The organism is Citreicoccus inhibens, from assembly GCF_019039035.1.
Taxonomy (GTDB): Bacteria; Myxococcota; Myxococcia; order Myxococcales; family Myxococcaceae; genus Citreicoccus; species Citreicoccus inhibens.
The window spans coordinates 1-24348 of record NZ_JAHNZT010000011.1; the positions used below are offsets into that span (position 1 = coordinate 1).

The window sequence follows — 24348 nt, forward strand, 5'->3', positions numbered from 1 at the left end:
TGGTGTTGTGTGAGGCCACGTCCCAGGCGCCCGCGCCCACGGAGGCGCATCCACCCGTGGCTCGCGCTGCGTCGCCGCGCGACTCCGCGTCCACCCGAGAGTCCGCCGCCCCGTCGTCGAGCGCGCACTCGGAGTTGGAGGATGATCTCGCGCTCTACAGCGCCGAGGACACCCTGGCGCTGGCGACGCGCCACGAGGAGAAGGTCCGGACCGTTCCGGCCATTGGCTCGTCGTTCGGCCGGGATCAGCTGCGCGCCCTGGGCGCGAGGACCGTGGCGGACGTGCTCGATGTGGTGCCGGGCCTGTCGGTCAGCCGTGACGTGCAGGGCTTCCATCGCACCGCCATTCGCGGCCTGCGCAGCGACGCCGAGGTGCTCTTCCTCCTCAACGGGCACCGGCTGAACAACTTCTTCGACGGCAAGGCGCTGATGAACCTGCCGGTGGAGAACCTGGAGCGCATCGAGGTGATCCGCGGCCCGGGCTCGGCGCTCTATGGCGCGGGCGCATTCCTGGGCGTGGTCAACATCGTCACGGACCGCTCCGAGGGCGTCCGCATGTCGGCGTCGGGGGGCGGCTTCCCTCAGGATGGCGGAGGGCTGGCGCTCACCACGGATGGGCATCTGTCCGCCGCGACGACGTCGGGCGAGCTGCGCCTGTATGGCGACGCGGACGTGTGGCACCAGAATGGCGATTCGAAGGTCATCGAGCACGACTCGCTCGATGATGAGTCGCTGACCCAGGGACTCCGCGATGTGTTGGTTCCGGCGGGCCACACGCGCGACAACCGGTTCCTCGTCAACGTGGGGGGCGGCGCGAGCTACAACCTGGGGGGCGCCGGAACGATGGGCGCCTCGGTGCGCTTCCTCACCGAGAAGCGCGGCGCGCTGCTGGGCCTCTTCGACACGGTGGGCGAGGACTCGGAGCTGCGCTGGAACGTGCTCCTGGCGGACCTCACGTGGGAGCGCGACCTGGGCGGCAACGTCCAGCTGCGCGCGCGGGCCGCGTATGATCAGCAGTCCACCGATCGCCTCTTCCAGCTGACGCCCAAGGGCTTCCGCACGGGCGATGGCGGCGATCAGCTCTTTCCTTCGGGGCTCCGGGAGCAGACGCGCGTGCTGGTGCGCACGCTGGCGGGCACGCTGGACGCGGATGTCGCGGTGGCACAGGGCAACCGGCTGACGCTGGGGCTGGTGGCCGAGCAGCAGATGCTCGCGCGCTACGACTACGAGACGAACTACACGCTGGACGGGAAGCTGCGGCCCGCCTTCGCGGTGCCCGAGGGCGTGGTGGACCTGACGCAGCTGGCGAATGGCGCGGCCACACGGCGGCTGACGGTGGGCCTGTCGGCCCAGGACCAGTGGACGGTCATTCCGGCCCTGACGCTCACGTTCGGGGTGCGCCTGGACGCCACGCAGCTCCCGACGGTGGATGGCGCGGGCGTGCTGAACGGCTCCAAGTTCGTGCCGCGGATCAACCCGCGCATGGGCCTGGTGTTCTCGGCCACGGACGCGTTGGTGCTCAAGGCCCTGTACGGGCGTGCCTTCCGCGCGCCCACGCCGCAGGAGCTGGTGGAGCGCATCCCGGACACGACCTACAACCAGGGTCGCTTCGAGGGTGACCCGAGCCTCCAGCCGGCCACGGTGGACACGTTCGAGCTGGGCGTGGACCTGGTGCAGACGGCGGGCGATGCGCGCGTGCGTCTGCGCGGCAACGTGTTCCTCGAGAACTTCGCGTCGCCGATTGTTCCGGTGGATACCACGGGCAACATCGTCCCGCTGGAGAACCGCGAGCTGGGCGTGCGCGTGTACGGCGTGGAGGGCGAGGCGCGGCTGGAGGCGTCCCGTCGCGCGGCGGCGTGGATCAACGCGAGCGTCTCGCGCGCCCAGGACCTGGAGCTGCCGAGCCAGTCCCGCCTGCTGACGGACGTGCCGCAGGCGCGCTTCAACGCGGGCGTGTCCATGCCGATTGGCGACTGGGTGAACTTCGACGTCATCCTTCGCTCCGGAGCCGAGCGCCGCAACAACAGCCGCTCCACGCTGGAGCTGATCCGCCGCTACAAGATTCCCGCCTACAGCCTCATCACGGCGCAGCTGCGCACCGAGCCGCTGATGGACCACTGGGAAGTCGCCCTGGTGGCGCAGAACCTCTTCGACCACGACTTCCGGGACGATGTCCCGCGCCCGGACCGCGTCACCGGATTGCTGCCGCGTGAGGGAGTCTCTGGCTATCTCACCGTGAGGGCCCGCTACTGATGGAACGCCGTCCACTCTTCACCGCGTTGGTGCTCGCGCTCTGCGCGCCCGCCCTCGGCTGCCTCGCGTACAACGACTCGTGCACCCCGCTCGTGGATGACCCCGACGCGGTCGTGGGGTACCTGGGAGAGGATGTCTTCCTGGACAAGCCCTTTGCCCGCCACGCGAACAACGCGCTCGGGCAGCTCTCCGCGGATGCCTTGCTGCACGCCGAGGATGGCTCGTCCAAGCCCGCCGAACTGGGCGTGGTCAACGGCGGCTCGCTGCGCGCGGAAGGGCTGTGCGTCACGCGCTCGTCCGTGCGCAAGGGGCCGCTCACGGACGGCGTGCTGCACGAGATCATGCTCTTCGAGAACCTCGTGGTGACGGTGGACCTCACCGAGAAGCAGCTCGTGGAGGTCTTCGAGAACTCGGTGGGCGCGCTCTATGCCGAGGGCCAGTACATCTCGTCGCCCTCGGGCGCGTTCCTCCACGTGTCCGAGGGGACGTCGGTGCGCGTGGACTGCTCGCATACCAAGGGCCAGCGCATCCGCGAGCTGAAGGTGGGCTCGCGCGTCGTGCAGATTCCCGCGCGGACGGATGAGTCCATCCGCTACCGCGTGGCGATGTCCGCCTTCTTGTTGGGAGGAGGGGACGGCTACGGCGCCATCCTGGGCAGCGTGGGGCAGGACCCCTCGCGCAACCCCGTGCAGGCCCGCAAGCTGGGCGGCACGGACGTGAACCTCACGGCGGCGTACATGAAGGAGAAGTATCCGAACGCGTCGCAGGCGCTGACCGAGGCGCCGCGTGTCGTGTTCGAGAACTGCGCCCTGCCGGTGCGGCCCGCCACGCGATAGCGAGGTGGCGGGCCGGCGGAGCGGGGGAACCTCAGGACTTCGGGGGCTCGCCCGCGGCTGCTGTCGCGACGACAGGGGCCGAGGATGCCGTGGGCGCGGGCGCCGGGGCCGCGTGCCGAGGAGGCAGCGGGCTCAGCACGTCGTTGACCGAGGGCATCTTGCGAATGTCGGCCCGGGCCACCTTCCACGCCTGCTGCACAATCCACGACAGCGAGCGATCCTGTCGGTTCGCTTCGCGTTGGATCTCCTCGAGCATCTCCTCGGGGAAATACAGCGACTGCTTGCGGTGGTCCGTGGTGGCCATGGCGTCGCTACTCCTCGCGCGGATCCTGCCGCTCGTCGCCAGTCACGTCGTTGACCGCAGGGAATGACTTGATGCGCTCACGGGCGATCTTCCATGCCTGCTGCACCACCCACGAGAGCGAGCGGTCCTGCCGGTTCGCTTCCTCCTGGATCTCCTTCAACATCTCCTCGGGGAAGTACAGCGACTGCTTGCGCTTGTCGGTGCCTGCCATACCTGAGTCTCCGGGTCCGGGGCGGATTCGAGGTGACGACCTGAACACACCGGGGCCGTTATCCGACAGACGCCCTGAAGGGTCAACGGTTTCGGAGGACTCGTGCCGTGCCCCCGGATACTGAACGTTCAGGCACACGCGGGCGTGCAGCGGGGCGCGAAAAGGGGGGCGCAAAAGGAAACGCCCCGGACCTCGGGGACGAGGACCGGGGCGTCTCGGAAAGAGGGACCGCCGAGAGCGAATCTCTCAGCGGACCCGTGGGCCCAGAGGGGGAGGGGGGGGACCCCTAGGCCCAACATCCAGAAATCAGAGCCGTTCTTTCAACACGCGGGGTGGCGCGTCCTATTTCCACCCAATCCGCGCCCGGTGTGAGGATCATAAGAATCCTCCCCCTCTGCCTTCAACCGACGGCGCCTCTGTAACCTTGTTACCGGACACTCGATTCCGAAGCTGTTCGATGCCCCTCACTCGTCCCGCCATCCGACTGCTGTTGAACACCCTCTCGCGCGCCTATCGGCGTCACGGGCTGGAGGGGCGCGGCGTGCTGCTCGCGGTGTCGGGCGGCGCGGACTCCACCGCGCTGTTGGTGGGCACCGCGCGCGTGAGCGAGGCGCTGGGGATGAAGCTGGAGGTCGCCACGCTGGACCACGGCCTGCGGCGCGAGGCCACGAGCGAGGGCGAGGCCGTCGCGCGCCTCGCGTACGGGCTGGGCCTGCGCTGCCATCGCCGCGCGCTTCACCTGGAGGCTGGCGCGGGCGTGGAGGCTCGCGCGAGGGCCGCGCGCTACGAGGTGCTGGAGGCGCTGCGGCGCGAGCGTGGGCTGGCGGCGGTGGCCACGGGGCACACCGCGGATGATCAGGCGGAGACGCTCCTCATGCGCCTGGCGCGGGGCAGCGCGCTGCGGGGCGCGCGCGGCATCCATGCGGCCGGGGGGGCGCTCGTCCGACCTCTGCTCGAGCGCACGCGCGAGGACGTACTCGCCTTCCTGCGCGAGGCGGATGTCGCGTACTTCACGGACCCGATGAACGCGGACGCCACGCTCTTTCGCACGCGCATCCGGCAAGGGGCGCTGCCCGCGTTGTCGGCCGCGGCGGGCTTCTCCGTGACGCGCCACCTGGCGACGTTCGCGCGGGTGGCGGCCGAGGACGACGCGCTCCTGGCCGCGCTCGCGGACGCGGCCTGGGAGCGCGTGCGGGTGGCGCCCGGCACGCTCGATGCGGTGGGGGTCAGGGCGCTGGAACCGCCGCTGCGCCGGCGCGTGCTCGCGCGGCTGGTGGCCGAGGCAGGGGCCCTGGTGGACCACGCGACGCTGCTGCGCGCGGACGAGGCCGTGGCGCGGGGTGGGTCCACGGCGCTCAGCGGCGGGCTGCGGCTGAAGGCGGCGGGAGGTCGTGTGCGGTGCGCGCGCCCTCCTGGGGTGGCGCCCGCGCCGTTGCTGCTCGCGGGGCTGGGGGCGCAAGGCTCGCTCGGCGAGACGGGCTGGCACTTCTCCATCGAGCCCACGCCGCCTCCCGCGGGCATGGCGGGGCTGGCACTGGGGCCCGGCACGCGCTGGCCCCTCACCGTGAGGACCCGCCGGCCGGGCGATCGAATTCGCACGGGGGCGGGACAACGCAAGCTGCAGGACGTGTTGGTGGATCTCCGGGTGCCGGAGGAAGCGCGTCATGCGCAGCCGGTGGTGGCGGACGCCGCGGGAACGGTTATGTGGATTCCGGGCGTCCTGACAGCAGTGCCCACTGCGGCTGCTTCCGGACAGTACATCTGGGCGTCTCTCGCGGCCGCGAGCAATCACGAGACGCCAACGTTATAGAGTGGAACCGTCGCTTCAGGGGATGGCCGTGACCCCCTAAATAGTTGAGGGCTTTTTGCTGTTGCTGATACGGTCCGTCGCTGGTTGGGTCGTTCTGACAGGCGCCGGGCAACTCATGAAACAGGCTGGGTTTTTTGCCCAGCGCGGCCCTCATCCCGCCGAGTACCGAAAGGGCAGCTGACACGTGCGTTCGACCTACAAGACCATCGGGCTCTGGGTCATCCTGATCGTCCTCTTCGTCGCCTTCTACAACTTCTTCTCCCAGGGCAGCGACCAGGTCCAGGAGCCCACCTTCACGCAGCTCCTCACGAAGGTGGAGGAGAAGAAGGTCCGGGGCGTTTCGATCAAGGGCAACACCTACTCCGGCACGTTCGTGGACACGAACGAGAAGTTCCGGACGACGGGCCCCGCACCGGACGTGGCCGTGCTCAACCAGCTTCGCGCCAGCAACGTGGACGTGAAGTACGAGCGCGAGGAGCAGAACAGCCTCTGGCTCACCATCCTCGGGCAGTGGATGCCCGTCGTCTTCCTGTTCCTCTTCTTCATCTTCTTCATGCGCCAGCTCCAGGGCGGCAGCGGGAAGGCGATGACCTTTGGCAAGTCGAAGGCGAAGCTGCTGAGCGAGAGTCACAACAAGGTGACCTTCGCGGACGTGGCTGGCGCCGACGAGTGCAAGGAGGAACTGGAGGAGATCGTCGCGTTCCTCAAGGACCCCAAGAAGTTCACCAAGCTGGGCGGCCGGATCCCCAAGGGCGTGCTGATGATGGGCTCGCCGGGTACGGGCAAGACGCTCCTGGCGCGCGCGGTGGCCGGTGAGGCCGGTGTGCCGTTCTTCTCCATCTCCGGCTCGGACTTCGTGGAGATGTTCGTGGGCGTTGGCGCCAGCCGCGTTCGCGACCTGTTCGAGCAGGGCAAGAAGAACGCCCCCTGCATCATCTTCATCGACGAGATCGACGCCGTGGGCCGCCACCGTGGCGCGGGCCTCGGCGGTGGACACGACGAGCGCGAGCAGACGCTCAACCAGCTCCTCGTGGAGATGGACGGCTTCGAGTCCAACGACGGCGTCATCCTCATCGCGGCCACCAACCGTCCCGATGTGTTGGATCCGGCGCTCCAGCGCCCGGGTCGCTTCGACCGCCGCATCGTGGTTCCGCGTCCCGACCTGAAGGGCCGACTGGGCGTGCTGAAGGTGCACACCCGCCGCGTGCCGCTGGCGCCGGATGTGGAGCTGGAGGTCATCGCTCGTGGAACGCCCGGCATGACGGGCGCGGACCTGGAGAACCTGGTCAACGAGTCGGCGCTGATGGCCGCGCGTCAGAACAAGGAGCGCGTGGACCTGAGCGACTTCGAGGCCGCCAAGGACAAGGTGTTCATGGGCCCGGAGCGCAAGTCCATGATCATGACCGAGAAGGAGAAGCGGAACACGGCCGTCCACGAGGCGGGCCATGCGCTGCTGGCCAAGCTCCTCCCCGGCTGCGACCCGCTCCACAAGGTCACCATCATCCCGCGCGGTCAGGCCCTGGGCGTCACGTGGAGCCTGCCCACCGAGGACCGGCTCAACGGGTACAAGAAGCAGATCCTCGACCGCATCGCCATGATGATGGGCGGCCGCATCGCCGAGGAGCTGATGTTCGACGAGATGAGCAGCGGCGCCTCCAACGACATCGAGCGGGCGACCGAGACGGCGCGCGCCATGGTGTGCCGCTGGGGCATGAGCTCGAAGCTGGGGCCCTTGTCGTTCGGCAAGAGCGACGGCGAGGTGTTCCTGGGCCGCGACTTCAACTCGTCCAAGGACTACTCCGAGGACACCGCGCGGCAGATTGACGCCGAGGTCCGTGAGATCGTCATGGACTGCTACAACCGCGGTCGTCAGACGCTCACGGAGCACATGGAGGCGCTCAAGCGCGTCTCCGAGGCGCTGGTCGAGTACGAGACGCTGGATGCCGAGGACGTGAACATCCTCCTCCAGGGTGGTCAGCTCACCCGCGAGCGTCCGCCGCCCCGCATCAACGCGCCGCCCAAGGCGACGGAGAAGAAGGACAAGCGGAAGATCCTCGACGCGCTCGAGGGGCTCCCGAAGATGGAGCCGGGTAAGGCGTAAGCCGCTCGGAGCCGCTGCATGAACGAAGGCCCTTCCCGAGTCTCGGGAGGGGCCTTCTGCTTTGTCGCCCTGGATTCCTCGCTGGAGTTGCCGCCGCCATGATTCGCGCCCGCCCCATCTGCCTCGATCGCCCCGAAGACCTGGAGCTGGCCTTGCGTCGCATGGGGCTGCCGGTGGCCTTGCGTGAGTCGTCGCGCGCGACGCTGCCCCATGCGCACGTGCTCCTCACGGGGCTGACGTCCCACGAGGAGCGCTTCCTTCAATCGCTTGCAGCGAACCCACGGGGTCCCGGGCGCGAGGCGTTTCCGGCGTGGATGCCGGGGGCGCCGGATGCTCGGCCAGGGACGGGCTTGCTGTCGGGGAGTCGCGCGCGGCTCGAGCGGCTCGTGGCGGAGGCTCGTGGGGAGGGTGTGCTGTCGGAGTTGGTGCTGGCGCTGGTGCGCGTGCTCGAGGTGAGCGCTCCGCTCCCGCCGCTCGTGTTGGGCGGGCGCACGTTTGAGCTGGGCTCCCGCACGCATGTGATGGGCGTGGTGAACGTGACGCCTGACAGCTTCTCGGATGGCGGGCGCTACTTCGGCGTGGAGGCGGCCATCGCGCGTGGGGTGGCGTTGGCGGAGGCGGGCGCGGACGTGCTCGACGTGGGAGGAGAATCCACGCGCCCTGGTTCGCAGCCGGTGTCTGTCGATGAGGAGCTGGCGCGGGTGATGCCCGTGCTGGAGGGGCTTCGCGCCCGTACGCAGGTGCCGCTGTCGGTGGACACCACCAAGGCGGAGGTGGCTCGCGCGGCGCTTCGGGCGGGGGCGTCGCTCGTCAACGACGTGACGGGCTTCCACTCCGACTCCGCGCTGCCGGCGGTGGTGGCCGAGGCCGGAGCCGCGTGCTGCCTCATGCACACGCAGGGGGCGCCCGCCACGATGCAGCAGGCGCCGCGCTACGACGACGTGGTGGATGAGGTGCTCGCGTACCTGGAGGCGGGCGTGGCGCGGGCTCGGGCCGCGGGGGTGCCTCGCGAGCGCATCCTGGTGGACCCCGGCATCGGCTTCGGGAAGACGGCGGGGCACAACCTGCTGTTGCTGCGGCGGATGGGCGAGCTGCGCGTCTTGGGGCTGCCCCTGCTCGTGGGCACCAGCCGCAAGCGCTTCCTGGGGACGCTGACGGGAGACAAGCCGCCCTCCGAGCGGCTGGCCGCGACGCTCGGCTCGGTGGCCGCCCTGGCGGCCTTGGGGGGCGCGGACTTCGTGCGGGTGCACGACGTGGCCGAGGCCCGGGATGCGCTCGCGGTGGCGGATGCCTTGCGTGGGGCCGAGGAGGGCGGGGCGTTGTATTCGCGCTGAGGCGGCTGTGGGCTCCTGGACACGCCGGATGTCTCGCAGCGGCACGGGCGATTCTCCCGGGCTTCAGGTATGGATGCCGTGCTTGCATGGTCGGGCGGTTGCCCGGGGAGCGCGGGGTTCCTAGCTTCGAGCCCACGTGGGGGACGGGATATAAGCCCCGTCGCCGCGAGCCCGGAGCTGGCCCGGCGTTGGAAAGGTGGATCGGCACACATGGCGTACAGGATGAACATGCCCCCGAAGGAGGGGCGCACCGCGGAGCGGCTGTTCGGCACCGACGGCGTGCGCGGCACGGCGAACGTCTACCCGATGACCGCCGAGGTCGCGATGCAGCTCGGTCGCGCGCTCGCGTATCTCATCCGCAATGGCCCGCACCGGCACCGCGTGCTCGTGGGCAAGGACACGCGGCTGTCGGGCTACATGCTGGAGCAGGCCCTGGCCGCGGGCATCATCTCCATGGGCGTGGACGTGGAGCTCGTGGGGCCGCTGCCGACGCCAGGCATCTCCAACCTCACCACGTCCATGCGCGCGGACGCCGGCGCGGTCATCTCCGCGTCCCACAATCCGTACCAGGACAACGGCATCAAGTTCTTCTGGCGCGATGGCTTCAAGCTGCCGGACGAGACAGAGGCGAAGATCGAGGAGCTGCTGTCGAGCGGCGCCATCGACTCCATCCGCCCCACCGCCACGAAGATTGGCCGGGCGTTCCGCATGGAGGACGCGCGCGGGCGCTACATCGTCTACCTGAAGGCCACGTTCCCTCGCGAGCTGACGCTGGAGGGGCTGACCATCGTGGTGGACTGCGCGAACGGCGCGGCGTACCGCACGGCGCCCCTGGTGCTCGAGGAGCTGGGCGCCAAGGTGATTGCCATTGGCGTGCAGCCGGACGGCAAGAACATCAACCACAAGTGTGGCGCGCTCTATCCGGAGAACCTGGCGCGCGCGGTGGTGAAGCACGGCGCCCACCTGGGCATCGCGCTGGACGGCGACGCGGACCGCCTCATCGTCGTGGATGAGAAGGGAAAGGTCGTGGACGGCGACGCCATCATGGCCATCTGCACCGGCGAGCTGGTGGCGCGCAAGGAGCTGAAGAAGAAGACGCTCGTGGCCACGGTGATGAGCAACATCGGCCTGGAGCGCGCGGTGTCGCAGTGGGGCGTGAAGGTCGCGCGCACCCGCGTGGGTGACCGCAACGTCGTCGAGGAGATGCGCCGCAACGGCTACAACCTGGGCGGCGAGCAGAGCGGCCACCTCATCTTCCTGGACCACACCACCACGGGCGACGGCACCCTCGCGGCGCTACAGCTCCTGGCGGTGATGTGCCGCCAGGGCAAGCCCTTGAGCGAGCTGGCCTCCATCTTCGAGCCGGTGCCCCAGACGCTGCTCAACGTCGTGGTGAAGCAGAAGCGCGAGCTGGGGGAGCTGCCCGAGGTGATGAAGGTCATCAAGAGCGTGGAGCAGCGGCTGGGCAAGTCCGGCCGCGTGCTGGTGCGCTTCTCCGGCACCGAGCCCAAGGCCCGCGTGCTCATCGAGGGCGAGGACGCGGCGCGCAATCAGGCCTTCGCCAAGGAGATTGGCGACGCGCTGGCCAAGGCCCTCAGCCGGTAGGGGCCTCTGCTGGGTTGACTTCCGGACGCCGGCCCTCAATAGAAGGGCCGGCACGGCCCGGGCCCGCTGAGAATCCCGAGGCCGCCCGCAAAGCGAGGAGCGGTCGATGGGACAGCGACTGGGTGTCAACGTGGATCATGTGGCGACGCTGCGGCAGGCGCGTCGCACCCCTTATCCGGATCCGGTGACGGCGGCCGCGCTGGCGGAGTTGGCCGGCGCGCGGCAGATCACCATCCACCTGCGCGAGGACCGGCGTCATATCCAGGATCGTGATCTGCGCATCCTGCGCGACACGGTGCAGACGCTGCTCAACCTGGAGATGGCGGCCACCGCGGAGATGGTGAAGATCGCCTACGAGTACAAGCCGGACGTGGTGACGCTCGTGCCCGAGCGCCGCGAGGAGCTCACCACGGAGGGCGGGCTCGAGGTGGCGGGTCAGCGCGAGCAGATCGCGAAGATCATCAAGAACCTCAAGGACGGCGAGATTTCCGTCTCGCTGTTCATCGATCCGGACCTGGACCAGGTGCGCGCGGCGCACAAGGTGAACGCGGACCGCATCGAGCTGCACACCGGGCGGTACTGCGAGGCGCGCAACGAGCGGGAGCGGGCGCGGGAGCTGGCGCGCATCGTGGATGCGGCGAAGGCGGCGGCGAAGCTCGGCATGGGCGTGGCGGCGGGGCACGGCCTCAACTACGACAACGTGCAGCCCATCGCGCGCATCCAGGAGATCGACGAGCTGAACATCGGCCATGGCATCGTCGCGCGCGCCGTGCTCGTGGGCTTCGAGCGCGCGGTGCGCGAGATGCTCGAGCTGATGCGCGACGCGGGATAGCGCCATGTCCATCATCGGCCTGGGCCTGGACATCTGCTCCATCGAGCGCATCCAGCGCATCATCACCGGGCCCCGGGCGGAGGCGTTCCTCGCGCGCGTGTTCACGGATGGCGAGCGGGCCACCTGCTCGCCGCGCCACGACGCGGCGAGTGCCTACGCGGCGCGCTTCGCGGCCAAGGAGGCGCTCGTGAAGGCCCTGGGCGCACCCAAGGGGATCCGCTGGCGGGACATGGAGGTCGTGCGCGAGGACGGGCCGCCCCGCTTCGCGCTCGCTGGCGTGGCTCGCGAGGTGATGGAGGCGCGAGGGTTGGAGGCCTTCCTCGCGCTCACCCATGACGCTGGCGTGGCCGCCGCCACGGTGGTGCTTCAGACGAAGGGGGTGTGAGCCATGCTGCGAGTCCTCACCGCCGAGCAGATGCGTCAGGCCGAACAGGCCGCCGAGCAGCACCACGGCATGCCCTCGGGTCTCCTCATGGAGAACGCGGGCCGAGGGCTCGCGGAGGTGGTTCGCGAGCTACTCGCTCCCACGGGGCGCGCGGTGGTGGTGTGCGGTCCGGGCAACAATGGTGGGGATGGGCTGGTCGCGGCCCGCTTCCTTCGGGCGAGTGGGGCGCAAGTCCTGGTCGCGCGGGTGGGTGACGTCGCGAAGCTCACGCCCGAGGCGCGACGCAACCTCGAGGCGCTCCGGGGCTTCGGCGTGGAGCCGACCTTGTTGGACACGATGCCCGCGCTGCGAACGGGCGATGTGGCCGTGGATGCGCTGTTCGGCACGGGCCTCAGCCGCGCGCCGGGTGGCGCGTTCGCCGCGGCCATCGAGGTGCTGGCGCGGTGGCGTCAGGCGGGCGCGACGGTCGTGGCGGCGGATGTGCCCTCGGGGCTGCGCAGCGACACGGGCGAGGCGTTCTCGCCGTGTGTCGAGGCGGACGTGACGGTGACGTTTGGCTTCCTCAAGCCGGGCCAGCTCTTCGAGCCTGGCGCGGCGCGATGTGGCGACGTGCGGCGCGTGGACATCGGGATGGGCAGCGCGGTGGCCCAGTCGGTGTCCGGTCCCGAGCTGCTGTGGCTGGAAGAGTCCGATGCTCGCGAGTCCTTGCCCGTGCGCCGGGCGGACACGCACAAGGGCACCTATGGCCACGTGCTCGTGGTGGCGGGGAGCCCCGGCAAGACGGGGGCCGCGGCGATGGTGGCCCTGGCGGCGCTGCGCAGCGGGGCGGGGCTCGTCACGGTGGCTACGCGTCCCTCCGCGTTGGGGCATGTGCTCGCGCACGCACCGGAGATCATGGGTGAGGCGCTGGAGGCCGAGGGGCCGTTGGGGCTCGGAGACCTGGACGCGCTGCTGGCCGCCGCCGAGGGCAAGGACGCGCTCGTGATGGGGCCAGGGATTGCCCGGGGGCCTCAAACGGCGGCCTTGATTGGCGAGTTGCTGTCGCGCGTGGAGGTGCCCGTTGTCCTCGATGCGGACGCGCTCAATGCCGTAGCCGAGGACCTCTCCGTGCTGCGGCGCGCTCGCGGTCCGGTGGTCCTCACGCCACATCCGGGAGAGATGTCGCGCTTGCTGAAGCAGTCGACTCGCGAGGTCCAGGAGCACCGCTTGGATGTGGCACATCGGCTGGCTGCTTCATCGGGCGCGACGGTGGTGCTCAAGGGCTCGCGGACGCTCATCGCCGAGCCCGGGGGCCGCGTGTTCATGAACCCCACGGGCAACCCGGGCATGTCCACGGGGGGCTCAGGCGATGTCCTGTCAGGTGTCTGCGGGGCGCTGCTGGGGCAGGGGCTGCCTGTGTCGAGCGGGGTGTGCACCGCCGTGTACGCGCACGGGTTGGCGGGGGACCTCGTGGCGGCGCGGCGCGGGCAGCTCGGGCTCATCGCCACGGACTTGCTCAAGGGACTCTGTGAGGTCTGGGTGAGGTGGGGACGATGACCGCGGCACGGCAGGTGCGCACGCGCGTGTCCGCGTCGCCGGAGGAGACGCACCGGTTGGGGGTTCGGCTGGGCCAGCTGCTGGCCCCTGGTGACTTCGTGGGACTCATCGGCGACCTGGGCGCGGGCAAGACGCACCTCGTGCGCGGCGTGGCCGAGGGAGCGGGGGTGGCTCGCTCCGAGGTGGCGAGCCCCACGTTCGCCATTGTCTATCCCTACGCGGGCCGCATCCCGCTGTACCACGCGGACCTCTACCGCCTCGCGGACTACGACGAGCTGTACGCCACGGGCTTCCTGGACGTGGTGGGCAACGACGGCGCGGTGCTGGTGGAGTGGTTGGATCGCATCCCCGAGGCCGCGCCGCGCGAGTACCTGCGCGTGACGCTCGGCCACGCGGGCGACGATGCGCGGACGCTCACCGCCGAGGCGTTCGGGGAGCGGCCCACGGCGCTGTTGGAGAAATGGTGGGCCGAGGAGGGCTGATCCTCAGGAGTGCTGCGTCGCGGGACGGACCGCCAGCTCCTGCACCTTCCACTTGCGGAAGACGAGGCCCTGGTCCACGCCGACCACGTCCTCTTCCTCCAGCGGCAGCCAGTGCGGACCGCCGCACAGCGACTCGCTGGAGACGATGAACTGCTCCAGAGCCGCGCCGGGCGCGGGCGCCTGTCCGGAGCCGAAGCAGCTGCGCGGTCCCGCGGACATGAACAGGGTGCGGTTGCGGCGCGTGGCGACCATCACCTCGCCGTTGGTGACGAGAAAGTTCATGGCCGAGCGGCACTTGGGCTCGTTGCCCGGGACGTCGGTGATGGAGGCCACCAGGCTCATCGTCTCGGCGAGCGCGCCCGCGACCTGATCCAAACCCACCGAACCGCCCAGCGAGACGCGCTGCGAGAGCCGGGTGAGGAAGAGATAGAAGCAGCGCTCGCTGTCCGTCGTGCCCTTGATCTGCGCGAGCAGGTCCGCGCGGATGTGCGCCTCGATGGCCGACTGGTGCTGGGCGAACTCGCGCAGCGTGCCGTTGTGCACGAAGGACCAGCGCTCGAACGAAAAGGGATGGGAGTTGCTCAGCTGCACCGTGCCCACGCTGGCCAGTCGGATGTGGGCCACCACGGTGCGCGCGGAGACGCCGCTGGAGACGCGCTCGAAGTCCGGATCGTTGAACGCGGCGCCCACGCCATGCTCCACGTGAGGGAGCGGCTCGGGGCCGTAGGCGGCGATGCCCCATCCGTCCTTGTGCTCACGGGACTGCCGGAGCAGCGAGTTCTTCTCCGTCACCAACGCGGAGTGGACGGCGGCGGGCACTGCGGAGCGGATTCCAAAGAGTCGGCACATGGCGGCAGTTGGTACTTATAACGGCCGACGTGGGCGGATAGTCCCGCCCTGTCGTCCGGCGGACGGCGCGGCCTCCGCGTCGCCCCTTACTGACAGGAACTCATCCGCGCGCGATGCACCACCTGTCCACTCTTCACCACCACTCGCGCGTGGTTGATGCCCAGATGGTAGGGCAGGTGCCGGTAGCTGGGACAGCCAAACACCACCAGGTCGCCTGCATCCCCCACGGCCAGGCGGCCATGCTGTTGGAGTCCCAAGCATTGCGCCGCGCCGCGCGTGGCGGCCCAGTAGGCCTCGGCCGCGCTCAATCCATTCTCCAGACAGGCGAGTCCTAGGACGAGCGCGTGGTTCTCCGTCATGGACGAGCCCGGATTGACATTGGTGCCCAGCGCGACGTTGAGGCCGGCGTCGCGCAGCTTGCGGCCGGGCGCGTAGGGGCGCATGCGCAGGAAGAGGGTGGAGGTGGGCACGAGGCAGGCAGTGACGTTCGCGGCGGCGAGCGCGCGGATGCCCTCGTCGGTGATCTGCTCCAGGTGGTCGGCGCTGGCGGCGCCCAGTTCGGCGGCGAGCTGCGAGGCGCCCATGGCGGTGAGCTGATCCGCATGGAGCCTCGGGACGAGGCCCAGCGCGCGGCCCGCGAGCAGGAGTCGGCGGGACTCGTCCACGGTGAAGGCGCTGTCCTCGGTGAAGACGTCGCAGAAGCGCGCGAGCCCCTCGCGCGCCACGGCGGGGAGGATGTCGCGGATGCACAGCTCCAGGTAGTCCTCGCGGCGGCCCTTGTATTCCTCGGGGACCGCGTGCGCGCACAGGAGCGTGGGCACCAGCTCCATGGGCGTGTGCGTGCCCAGGCGGCGCACCACGCGCAGCATCTTCAGCTCGTGCTCCACGGACAGCCCGTAGCCGCTCTTGACCTCCGCCGTCGTCACGCCGAACGACAACAGCCGCTCGATTCGCGGCAGCGCGAGCTGGATGAGCGTTTCCTCGCTGGCGGCGCGCGTGTTGCGCACCGTGTTCGCGATGCCTCCTCCCGCGCGAGCAATCTCCAGGTAGGTGGCGCCCTGGTTGCGCAGGTCGAACTCGGCGGAGCGCTCGCCCGCGAAGACGAGGTGCGTGTGCGGGTCCACGAAGCCGGGGCCCACGAAGCCGCCCTCTGCGTCCACCACCTCGGTGGCGGGGCCGATGGCGTCAGCGGGCAGGTCCGACTCGGGGCCGACATAGGCCACGCGGCCCGCACGCAGGCCCACGCAGGCGAAAGGGCGCGGGGTGAGCGCCGCTTCGGCCGCTTCGCGGTGCGTGCCTTCGACGGTGAGGACTTCGGAGGTGTTGCGAACGAGCAGGTCCAACATGGTCAGGGCCTCAGCGGGCGCCTCGCACGCCCACGATGGGAACGTTCCAGGAATCTCCCGTGCCCAGGCGCGTGCGCCCGAAGCCACCGGAGATCTCCATCTGGTTGGCGCCGCGGCCCAGCGTCACGCGCGCGGCCACGACGGCGCCGTAGTACACGGCCCAGGTAGAGGTCGCCTCGCGGGCGAACGTCTGGTTCCAACTGAAGAAGGGCACCAGGCCCAGCGCTACGCCGGGCTCGGGCTGAAGGGCGAGCGCGCACGTCGCCTCGGCGCCAATCATGCTGCCGGGGCCACCTCGTCCCGTGAGGCCGAAGTCCGAGGCTCCGCGCACGGACAGGGCGGGTCCCAGGCCCACGCGCTCCGTCCCCAGATAGTACGACGCGCCGGCATAGACGCCGTAGCCGGGCATGGGCACCGTCACGGGCGTCACCTCGCCCTGCGCGCCCGCGTGCAGCGACAGCCGCTCCGAGAGTGGGAAGGTCACCGCCGCGTCGTAGGCGAGCCCCCATTGCTGCGTGGCCAGGGTGCTGGTGTCGCCGCGGAACGGCGTGGTGGAGGTGCTGTTGAGGGACGCGCTCAGCCGGGGCCCGGAGCGGATGCCCAACTGAAAGAGCCGCGCGTCGGGGTTGCCCGGGCCCAGCCGCATCACGGCCGGGCCCAGGGTGGTGGGCGCGCAGCCCCCGAGCGTCGTGAGCGCGCAGGCGACCGCCAGGCAGTTTCGGACGTTCGGGGGAGTCATGCCGTGTCTCAGAGCGTGATGCCGGGGATCTTCACGCCGCGCTCCTTGGCGACGTCGACCGCCTCGGTGTAACCCGCGTCCGCGTGGCGCAGCACGCCCATGGCGGGATCCGAGGTGAGCACGCGCTCGATGCGCCGCGCGGCCTCGGGCGTGCCGTCCGCGACGATGACCTGACCGGCGTGGAGCGAGTAGCCCATGCCGACGCCGCCGCCGTGGTGGAACGACACCCAGGACGCGCCGTTCACGGCGTTGACCAGGGCGTTGAGGATGGGCCAGTCCGCCACCGCGTCCGTGCCGTCCTTCATGGCCTCCGTCTCGCGGTTGGGCGACGCCACCGAGCCGCAGTCGAGGTGATCGCGCCCGATGACGATGGGCGCCTTCACCTCGCCCTTGCGCACCAGCTCGTTGAACGCGAGGCCCGCCTTGGCGCGCTCGCCGTAGCCCAGCCAGCAGATGCGCGCGGGCAGACCCTGGAACGCGATGCGATCCTGCGCCATGTCCAGCCAGCGCTTGAGCGAGGCCTTGTGCGGGAACAGCTCCAGCACGGCGCGGTCGGTGCGGCGGATGTCCTCGGGGTCTCCGGACAGGGCCACCCAGCGGAAGGGCCCCATGCCCTCGCAGAACAGCGGGCGGATGTAGGCGGGCACGAAGCCGGGGAACTCGAACGCGTCCGTCATTCCGCCGAGCTGCGCCTGTCCGCGCAGGTTGTTGCCGTAGTCGAAGACGAAGCTGCCGGCGCGCTGGAAGTCGTTCATCGCGTCCACGTGCATCATCATGGACTCGCGCGCGCGTCGGACGTACTCCTGCGGATCTCGCTGGCGCAGCTCGTGCGCGGCCTCCAGCGACAGGTCCGTGGGGATGTAGCCGTTGAGCGGATCATGCGCGCTCGTCTGATCCGTCACGAGGTCGGGCTTGATTCCGCGGCGGTACAGCTCTCGGAACACCGACGCCGCGTTGCCAATGATGCCGATGGACTTGCCCACGCGCCGCTGCATCGCGTCCTTGGCCAGCGCGAGCGCCTCGTCGAGGTCCTTGGCGACGACGTCCAGGTAGCGCGTCTCCACGCGGCGGCGGGCGCGCGTGGGGTCGATCTCCACGCCGAGGAACACGGCGTTGTTCATGGTGGCGGCCAGCGGCTGCGCGCCGCCCATGCCCCCCAGACCTCCGGAGAGGATGAGGCGGCCGGCCAGGTCATCGGTGCCGAAGTGGTGGCGACCGGCGGCGGCGAAGGTCTCGTAGGTGCCCTGCAGGATGCCCTGCGTGCCGATGTAGATCCACGAGCCGGCCGTCATCTGGCCGTACATCATCAGGCCCTTCTTCTCCAACTCGTGGAAGTGCTCCCAGTTGGCCCAGCGGCCCACGAGGTTCGAGTTGGCGATGAGCACGCGGGGCGCATCCGGGTGGGTGCGCAGCACGCCCACGGGCTTGCCGGACTGCACGAGCAGCGTCTCGTCGTCGGTGAGGTTCTGGAGGCTGGAGACGATGCGGTCGAACGACGGCCAGTCGCGCGCGGCCTTGCCCGTGCCGCCGTAGACGACGAGATCCTCGGGGCGCTCGGCCACGTCGGGATCGAGGTTGTTCATCAACATCCGGAGCGCGGCCTCCTGGACCCAGCCCTTGCAGGACAGGGTGGAGCCACGGGGGGCGCGGATGACGCGGGACATGCGAAGACTCCTGGAGCCGGGGGCTCGGACAAGTCGAGGGCCGGCACACTACCCGAAGCCCTCCAGGGCGGGGGTGTCTCTTGCTCCACGACGCGGTGGGAGCCCGCGCCACTGAATCGTGACGCGGGCGGACATGGACCGGTGGTCCCAGGGGACCTCAGCTCGACGGACGGTGGGCGTCCTCCGGGGCCGGGGGCGGGGTGGGCTCCGAGGCGTGGTCGGCCTGGTGGATCCGCAGGTGGTTGTGGATGTCCTTCACCCCCAGCTCCCCGTCGGCCACATCCTCGATGGCGCGCTTCTCGTCACGGCTGCTCACCGTGCCGCGCAGGGTGACCTCGCCGGCCTCGACGTGGACGTCCACTTCGCTGGCGTCCATCCACTCGCGCATCAGGCGTTCGCAGATCTCCTCGCGGATCCTCGAGTCCGAGCGCGTGTAGCTCCGAGGCCCGCGCCCCGCGGGTCGCGGCACATGGCCTCGCCCCAGGTAGCCGCCGTGCCCCAACTCGTGGTCCTGCGGGCGCGAGGGGCTGGTCCAGTAGCCCATCTGCGGAGGCGCCATGTTCTCGCGGCCGGGGCCGTGGGGGCCGGGCTCGGTGCCGCCATATCGAACGTCTTGCTCCGGGAGCGGAGCCCCCCCTCGAGCGCGGCGCGGTGGTCCTCTTCGATGGCGGCCCGGGGGCGGCTCGGGGGGGAGCTCGTGGAAGGAGCCGCTCGGGCTGAAGCCGGGGCGGCGGAGGCTCTGCTCGGGCTCGAACTCGCGCGCGCGGCGATCCCTCTCGCGGTAGGGGTCGAAGTGGCGCGGCGGTGGACGCGCGCGGTCCAGGTCCTGCGCGGCGACGTGGAAGTCCTGGTCCAGGTCGAACTCGCGCGTGTCGTGATCGCGGGCCAGATACCGCTCGTCGCGGTCCCAGGCGAAGTCCCGGGACTCGCCCTGGCGATCCGGATCCGAGTCCCAGTCCCCCGCGTGGACCCGCCGGTCCCGGGCCTCGTCCCGGGCGTCGTCCAGGTAGTGCGCCGCGTCGCGGTGGGCCCGGCCCAGGAGCGGAGACTCATGGGCGAGGGGGTCGCCCGCTCGGGCTGCCTCCCACCCGCCGGACAGCCCCTCCCCGGGCCGCTCGTGCTTGCGCCCCTTGGGGCCATGGCCTCGTTTGCGCTTGCCGTCGTGGTGCCTGCCGCTCATCGCGCCGCCTCCTCGGGGTGCCGTGCGCTGTCGCACTCCGCTCCAAGACGTTCGTGCCGATGGGAGGTGACGGCAACGTGGGGTGGGTGGGGGGAGACGGAGGAAGGACCATCCTCGGGCGTCACCTCGCGCCTCGGGCGCGGTAGGATTGCGCCCGCCCGGGCGGCGGCGGAACGGTCGCGCGCACGGGTTTCTGGGAGGGCGGTTCATGGCGGACGTGCAGCAGATGGAGGGACAGACTCGGCCCGCGCCGGCTCCCGGGGCCGTGCTGGCGCCCGTGCTGCCGAGCGCCCAGCCTCCCGAGGAGACCCATCCGCCTGACGTGCGCCCGGTGGAGACCGTGGCCGGCGGCATGACCGCGGTGGTCACGGCCATGCGCCACGTGTTCAGCGAGGCCGGCCCGGTGCGCGGCACCCAGCTGCTGCTCCAGGTGAACCAGGAGCACGGCTTCGACTGCCCGGGCTGCGCGTGGCCGGACCCCAAGGCGCACCGCTCCGTGGCGGAGTTCTGCGAGAACGGCGCGAAGGCGGTCGCGGAAGAGGGGACGCGCGCGCGCGTGACGCCCGAGTTCTTTGCGAACTGGAGCGTGGCGGAGCTGTCGCACCAGTCGGACCTGTGGCTGGGCAAGGCCGGTCGGCTCACGCACCCCATGGTGCTGCGCGAGGGCGCCACGCACTACGCGCCCATCTCCTGGGACGAGGCCTTCGCGTTGGTCGCCGAGGAACTCAACGCGCTGGGCTCACCCGACGAGGCGTGCTTCTACACGTCAGGGCGCACGAGCAACGAGGCCGCGTTCCTCTACCAGCTCTTCGTGCGGCAGTACGGAACGAACAACCTGCCGGACTGCTCGAACATGTGCCACGAGTCCAGTGGCCGGGCGCTCACGGAGACGGTGGGCATTGGCAAGGGCACCGTCACGCTGGAGGACTTCGAGCAGGCGCAGGCCATCTTCGTCGTGGGGCAGAACCCCGGTACCAATCACCCGCGCATGCTCTCCGCGCTCCAGGCCGCCGCGCGGCGCGGGTGTGAGATCGTCAGCATCAACCCGCTCCCCGAGACCGGCCTCAACCGCTTCAAGCACCCGCAGGAGGTGCTGCGGCTCCTCGGGCCGGGCACGGCCATCAACACGCTGTTCCTCCAGGTGCGCATCAACGGCGACGTGGCGCTCTTCCAGGGACTGGCCAAGGCCCTGTTCGAGATGGAGGACGCGCGGCCGGGGTCGGTGGTGGCGCGCGGCTTCATCGACGAGAAGACGCTCGGCTTCGAGGCGTACGCCGACCACGCGCGCGCGGTTTCTTGGGATGACGTGGTCGAGCAGAGCGGCGTGCCGCGCGATCAGATTGTCGCCGCAGCGGAGATCCTCGCGCGCTCCGAGCGAGCCATCTGGTGCTGGGCCATGGGCCTCACGCAGCACCGCAACGCGGTGGCCAACATCCAGGAGATCGTCAACCTGGCGCTCCTGCGGGGCGGCGTGGGCAAGCCGGGCGCGGGCCTGTGTCCGGTGCGCGGCCACAGCAACGTGCAGGGCGATCGCACCATGGGCATCTGGGAGCATCCCAAGCCCGAGTTCCTGGATGCCCTGGCGCGGGAGTTCCAGTTCGAGCCGCCGCGCCACTCGGGGCTCGACACCGTGGCCACGCTGCACGGGATGCTCGCGGGGCAGGTGAGGGTGTTCTTCGCGCTCGGCGGCAACTTCCTGTCCGCCTCGCCCGACACCGAGCGGACCGCTGAGGCCCTGCGGCGCACGCGCCTCACGGTGCATGTGTCCACCAAGCTCAATCGCGCGCACCTCGTGCACGGCCGGCGCGCGCTCATCCTTCCGTGCCTGGGCCGCACCGAGCGGGACGTCCAGGTGGCCGGTGCGCAGTTCGTCACCGTCGAGAACTCCATGGGCATCGTGCACGCGTCGCGCGGCGCGGTGCCTCCCGCGTCGGAGCACCTGCTGAGCGAGCCCGCGCTGGTGGCGAGGCTGGCCCAGGCGGTGCTCGGTGCTCGCTCGAGGGTGGCGTGGACGTGGCTGGTGGAGGACTACGACCGCGTGCGCGACCTCATCTCGCGCTGCATCCCGGGGTTCACGTCCTTCAACACGCGCGTACGCGAGCCGGGGGGCTTCGCCCTGCCGAACGGGCCGCGTGAGGGGCGCTTCACCACCGCCAGCGGCAAGGCGCACTTCACGGTGCATGAGATGCCGCGGCTGCGCCTGGAGCCCGGTCAGCTCCTCATGATGACGCTGCGCACGCATGACCAGTACAACACGACCATCTACGGCCTGGATGACCGCTACCGAGGCATCCGAGACGGGCGGCGCGTGGTGTTGCTGCACCCCGGGGACGTGAAGGACCTGGGGTTCGAAGCGGGCCAGTGGGTGGACCTGACGAGCCACTTCCAGGGCGAGACACGCGTGGCGCGCCGGTTCGTGGTGGTGCCGTACAACATCCCCCGGCGCTGCGCCGCCACCTACTTTCCCGAGGCCAACGTTCTGGTGCCGCTCGACAGCTTTGCGGAGAAGAGCCGCACCCCCACGTCGAAGTCCGTGGTCATCACCCTGTCGCCGAGCGTGGATGCCCCCGCGCTGGTCGCGGGCGTGAGCCCTTGAGGCACGGGGTGATGCATCCGAGGTCCCATGTCGTCGTTCGTTGAGAGCGGGTGGCCGGAGTCGATCCGGTCCCTCTATGAGCAGGTCGCCCAGGTCTCGCCCGCGGAAGCCGTGGACGCGAGCGCCGGTTGGCGAGAGACGTTCGCGCAATGGGTGCGCGGCGCGTCGCTGGAGGAGCGCACCCAGGCGCAGGCCGCCGCGTGGGCTCGGCTGTCTCCGGGCGAGCGGACGTCCGGGGAGCTGTTGTTCCTCGTGTCCACGTGCAGCGAGCTGCTGTGGCCCTACGCCGAGCCTCCCGCGGGACTGCTGCGGCAGCTCCTCGCGCGGCAGGCCGAGGCGGTCCACGCGCTCATCGCCGCGGGAGACGGCGGTGGAGCGTTGCGCGTGCGGCGCGAGACGGACGCGTCCATGTCCACCGTGCTCACGCGTTATCTGCGGCGACATCCGGAGTCCTTGCTCGCGCTCGTCGAAGGTGTGCCGTGTACGTTCGATGGTCGAGCGCTGCGCTTCCAGGACGTGGTGGAGGTGGACCTCAAGCAGGTGCTCGGGACGGGCGTGAAGTCCGTGGGTCTGCTGGAGCAGCTGCGCACGCTGTTGCCAGACACGCGTGAGGAGGGACGGGATCGGCTGGCGGACTTCATCCGGACTCGCGCGGCGCGCATCCCGTGGGCCGAGGCCAGTGAAGTGCTGGGCGAGCGACTGTTCGCGCTGGCCATGTCGCCCGAGGGCCGCAGCGGCATGCGTGGCTTCCTCGCGTGCTATCCGAACGGTCGCAAGGAGCCGGACTGGTGCTCGCGCGCGGGCATGCTGTTGGCGCGCACGGTAGAGGTGGGTGGGCCGCAGGCGGTGGTGGAGAACCTGTGCGAGCTGCTGACGCTGTTCGACTCCTCTCCGGTGGATGGACTCCGAGGGGCGTTGGGGGCGCTCGTGCAGAGCGACCTGGAGGCCGCGGCGGATCTCCATCACGCGCGCTTCGTGTTGGATCACTGTCAGGCCACGCTGCGCAAGAACGAGCCGGGCCTGGCCCTCACCATCCTGTGGCTGGAGGAGCGCCTGTTCCGCGCGGCCGTGCGGCGCGGGGTTCCGGAGGCGTTCGAGCGCCGGGGCCGCGCGCGGGCTCGCATGGAGAAGCTGCCCGGCTTCGTCCACCTGTCTTGGTTGGCGGACGAGTGCGCGGAGCTGTGGCCTCGCTTCCGCGCCGGCGCGCGCCCAGGCCTCGATGAGCTGGCGGCGTGGCGGCAGCAGGTGGCGGTGCGCATGGGCCGCAAGCCGGTGCTGCGCAAGGCGGCCATCGAGTTCTTCCTGTGGTGTGCCCCGGATGAGGCGTCGTCCGAGGCGGAGCTGACGGTGCTGGGGCTGGCGCGCACCGCGACGGATCGACGTCTGGTGCGGCGCTTCCTGGAGCATCCGTCGCCTCGCGCTCGCTTCCGTGCGCTGGCGCTCCAGAACTGGTTCCAGGGTGGCGTGGGGAAGGGGACGAAGCCCCTCGCGCCGACGGAGCCCGCGACTCCGGCCACGCTCACGGAGGCCTTGCGCCATCTGCACGCGACGCGCGCCGTGCCGATGGGGGGCCGCACGTGGTTGCGGGATCGCGACCTGGAGGAGCTGCTCCTCGGCGCGGTGGGCCGCGTGGAGTCCGAGTTCGCGCTGCGCTACGCGGAGCGCTTCCGCGAGCCGCCCGAGGAGTTGGTGGCCCACCTGCTGTCCGGCATTCAGGAGGAGTTCGCGCGGATCCGCGCGGACGTGTCGTCCCTGCTCGCGAATGGTCAGCCCGTGCCGGTGGAGCTGGGCTTCACCGTGCGGCGCAAGGCCCCCGTGCCCGAGCAGGAGCACGACAGCGTGGAGCTTGCCTTCGTCGTCACCGCCGAGATGGCGGGGATGGTGCGCACGCGCCGCGTCGCACGCATGCAGGTGGCGCGGCTGGAGCAACGGGGCGAGGGCCAGTGGCTGCCCACGTTCCGGCTCGCGCGCGAGCGTGTGGACGCGCTCCTGGCGCGCACGGAGTCCGCTTTCTGCCTGTTGCTGGTGCCCGCGTTCGTGCGACCTGAGTGCTGGGTGGTCCCCGCGAAGTTGGCGCGCGGCGTGATGGAGGCGCAGGGCTCACTGACGGGCTTGCCTCGCGAGCCGGCGCAGCGGGTGGCGAGAGGGCTCGCGCCGTGGCTCATCTACGACCTGCTGGGCCTGTGGACGGGAGACGAGCGACCGCAGGCGATGGATGAAGCCACGGTGGAGGAGGGCGGCCCTGACTTCCTGGTTGAGCTGAACCTCCGGGGCTGAAGCGGTGCT

General features: G+C 70.5%; 19 protein-coding genes. 12 read left to right on the top strand and 7 right to left on the bottom strand.

The genetic code is table 11. From position 1 onward, the window contains the following. A partial coding sequence (locus tag KRR26_RS15315; protein WP_217080186.1) for a TonB-dependent receptor plug domain-containing protein occupies positions 1-2252 on the top strand: 2252 nt, incomplete at its 5' end. After that, positions 2252-3088 (top strand): 5'-nucleotidase C-terminal domain-containing protein, encoded by an 837-nt coding sequence (locus tag KRR26_RS15320; RefSeq protein WP_120207873.1) that lies wholly within the window; start codon positions 2252-2254, stop codon positions 3086-3088. The genes KRR26_RS15315 and KRR26_RS15320, both read left to right, overlap by 1 nt. Before the next feature lie 31 nt (positions 3089-3119). Here KRR26_RS15320 and KRR26_RS15325 read toward each other — a convergent pair whose 3' ends face one another. Continuing rightward, positions 3120-3392 carry a TIGR04563 family protein gene (locus KRR26_RS15325; protein ID WP_120207875.1) on the bottom strand — a complete coding sequence of 91 codons (273 nt, stop codon included), beginning with the start codon at positions 3390-3392 and terminating at the stop codon, positions 3120-3122. 7 nt (positions 3393-3399) lie between these two features. After that, entirely contained in the window at positions 3400-3603 is a 204-nt protein-coding gene (locus KRR26_RS15330; protein WP_015350409.1) for a TIGR04563 family protein, read from the bottom strand. Between the two features lie 457 nt (positions 3604-4060). Here KRR26_RS15330 and tilS point away from each other — a divergent pair, with 457 nt between their 5' ends. From tilS to tsaE, 8 genes are all read left to right on the top strand, one after another. After that, positions 4061-5413 (top strand): tRNA lysidine(34) synthetase TilS, encoded by a 1353-nt coding sequence (gene tilS / locus KRR26_RS15335; protein ID WP_217080187.1) that lies wholly within the window; start codon positions 4061-4063, stop codon positions 5411-5413. 184 nt (positions 5414-5597) lie between these two features. Further along, a complete protein-coding gene (ftsH, locus tag KRR26_RS15340; protein WP_120207880.1) occupies positions 5598-7514 on the top strand; it encodes an ATP-dependent zinc metalloprotease FtsH in 1917 nt (638 codons plus the stop codon). 98 nt (positions 7515-7612) lie between these two features. After that, complete coding sequence (gene folP, locus KRR26_RS15345) at positions 7613-8848, top strand: dihydropteroate synthase (protein WP_120207883.1); 1236 nt, start codon at positions 7613-7615, stop codon at positions 8846-8848. A gap of 210 nt (positions 8849-9058) precedes the next feature. Beyond that, the gene (gene glmM, locus KRR26_RS15350) at positions 9059-10453 is read left to right on the top strand and encodes a phosphoglucosamine mutase (protein WP_120207885.1); all 1395 of its coding nucleotides are present in this window, start codon (positions 9059-9061) and stop codon (positions 10451-10453) included. 106 nt (positions 10454-10559) lie between these two features. Continuing rightward, complete coding sequence (locus KRR26_RS15355; RefSeq protein ID WP_120207888.1) at positions 10560-11285, top strand: pyridoxine 5'-phosphate synthase; 726 nt, start codon at positions 10560-10562, stop codon at positions 11283-11285. 4 nt (positions 11286-11289) lie between these two features. Beyond that, positions 11290-11670, top strand: a complete 381-nt coding sequence (gene acpS / locus KRR26_RS15360; protein ID WP_120207890.1) for a holo-ACP synthase — start codon at positions 11290-11292, stop codon at positions 11668-11670. A gap of 3 nt (positions 11671-11673) precedes the next feature. After that, positions 11674-13206 (top strand): NAD(P)H-hydrate dehydratase, encoded by a 1533-nt coding sequence (locus tag KRR26_RS15365; RefSeq protein ID WP_217080188.1) that lies wholly within the window; start codon positions 11674-11676, stop codon positions 13204-13206. Further along, a complete protein-coding gene (tsaE, locus tag KRR26_RS15370) occupies positions 13203-13688 on the top strand; it encodes a tRNA (adenosine(37)-N6)-threonylcarbamoyltransferase complex ATPase subunit type 1 TsaE (protein ID WP_199723840.1) in 486 nt (161 codons plus the stop codon). Before KRR26_RS15365 ends, tsaE begins: the two co-directional genes overlap by 4 nt. A gap of 3 nt (positions 13689-13691) precedes the next feature. Here tsaE and KRR26_RS15375 read toward each other — a convergent pair whose 3' ends face one another. The 5 genes from KRR26_RS15375 to KRR26_RS15395 form a co-directional block, all read right to left on the bottom strand. Next, positions 13692-14537: a class II glutamine amidotransferase gene (locus tag KRR26_RS15375; RefSeq protein WP_120207896.1), complete on the bottom strand. Its 846-nt coding sequence runs from the start codon at positions 14535-14537 to the stop codon at positions 13692-13694. 86 nt (positions 14538-14623) lie between these two features. Further along, positions 14624-15889: an imidazolonepropionase gene (gene hutI, locus KRR26_RS15380; protein ID WP_120208214.1), complete on the bottom strand. Its 1266-nt coding sequence runs from the start codon at positions 15887-15889 to the stop codon at positions 14624-14626. A gap of 4 nt (positions 15890-15893) precedes the next feature. After that, positions 15894-16622 (bottom strand): hypothetical protein, encoded by a 729-nt coding sequence (locus tag KRR26_RS15385; protein ID WP_120207898.1) that lies wholly within the window; start codon positions 16620-16622, stop codon positions 15894-15896. 8 nt (positions 16623-16630) lie between these two features. Beyond that, positions 16631-18286 carry a urocanate hydratase gene (hutU, locus tag KRR26_RS15390; protein ID WP_120207900.1) on the bottom strand — a complete coding sequence of 552 codons (1656 nt, stop codon included), beginning with the start codon at positions 18284-18286 and terminating at the stop codon, positions 16631-16633. 157 nt (positions 18287-18443) lie between these two features. Continuing rightward, a complete protein-coding gene (locus tag KRR26_RS15395) occupies positions 18444-19466 on the bottom strand; it encodes a BON domain-containing protein (RefSeq protein ID WP_217080189.1) in 1023 nt (340 codons plus the stop codon). A 208-nt stretch (positions 19467-19674) separates the two neighbouring features. Between KRR26_RS15395 and KRR26_RS15400 the strand changes: the two genes are divergently transcribed. Then, a complete protein-coding gene (locus tag KRR26_RS15400; RefSeq protein ID WP_217080190.1) occupies positions 19675-22062 on the top strand; it encodes an FdhF/YdeP family oxidoreductase in 2388 nt (795 codons plus the stop codon). A gap of 27 nt (positions 22063-22089) precedes the next feature. Further along, positions 22090-24339, top strand: coding sequence for a hypothetical protein (locus KRR26_RS15405; RefSeq protein WP_217080191.1), 2250 nt, complete (start codon positions 22090-22092; stop codon positions 24337-24339). Positions 24340-24348 lie beyond the last annotated feature (9 nt).

Excerpts from the sequence above, each read along its gene's own strand:
- KRR26_RS15320 (WP_120207873.1), top strand. The coding sequence starts at position 2,252 with ATGGAACGCCGTCCACTCTTCACCGCGTTGGTGCTCGCGCTCTGCGCG.
- KRR26_RS15325 (WP_120207875.1), bottom strand. The coding sequence starts at position 3,392 with ATGGCCACCACGGACCACCGCAAGCAGTCGCTGTATTTCCCCGAGGAG.
- KRR26_RS15330 (WP_015350409.1), bottom strand. The coding sequence starts at position 3,603 with ATGGCAGGCACCGACAAGCGCAAGCAGTCGCTGTACTTCCCCGAGGAG.
- tilS (WP_217080187.1), top strand. The coding sequence starts at position 4,061 with ATGCCCCTCACTCGTCCCGCCATCCGACTGCTGTTGAACACCCTCTCG.
- folP (WP_120207883.1), top strand. The coding sequence starts at position 7,613 with ATGATTCGCGCCCGCCCCATCTGCCTCGATCGCCCCGAAGACCTGGAG.
- glmM (WP_120207885.1), top strand. The coding sequence starts at position 9,059 with ATGGCGTACAGGATGAACATGCCCCCGAAGGAGGGGCGCACCGCGGAG.
- KRR26_RS15355 (WP_120207888.1), top strand. The coding sequence starts at position 10,560 with ATGGGACAGCGACTGGGTGTCAACGTGGATCATGTGGCGACGCTGCGG.
- acpS (WP_120207890.1), top strand. The coding sequence starts at position 11,290 with ATGTCCATCATCGGCCTGGGCCTGGACATCTGCTCCATCGAGCGCATC.
- KRR26_RS15365 (WP_217080188.1), top strand. The coding sequence starts at position 11,674 with ATGCTGCGAGTCCTCACCGCCGAGCAGATGCGTCAGGCCGAACAGGCC.
- tsaE (WP_199723840.1), top strand. The coding sequence starts at position 13,203 with ATGACCGCGGCACGGCAGGTGCGCACGCGCGTGTCCGCGTCGCCGGAG.
- KRR26_RS15375 (WP_120207896.1), bottom strand. The coding sequence starts at position 14,537 with ATGTGCCGACTCTTTGGAATCCGCTCCGCAGTGCCCGCCGCCGTCCAC.
- KRR26_RS15385 (WP_120207898.1), bottom strand. The coding sequence starts at position 16,622 with ATGACTCCCCCGAACGTCCGAAACTGCCTGGCGGTCGCCTGCGCGCTC.
- hutU (WP_120207900.1), bottom strand. The coding sequence starts at position 18,286 with ATGTCCCGCGTCATCCGCGCCCCCCGTGGCTCCACCCTGTCCTGCAAG.
- KRR26_RS15395 (WP_217080189.1), bottom strand. The coding sequence starts at position 19,466 with ATGAGCGGCAGGCACCACGACGGCAAGCGCAAACGAGGCCATGGCCCC.
- KRR26_RS15400 (WP_217080190.1), top strand. The coding sequence starts at position 19,675 with ATGGCGGACGTGCAGCAGATGGAGGGACAGACTCGGCCCGCGCCGGCT.
- KRR26_RS15405 (WP_217080191.1), top strand. The coding sequence starts at position 22,090 with ATGTCGTCGTTCGTTGAGAGCGGGTGGCCGGAGTCGATCCGGTCCCTC.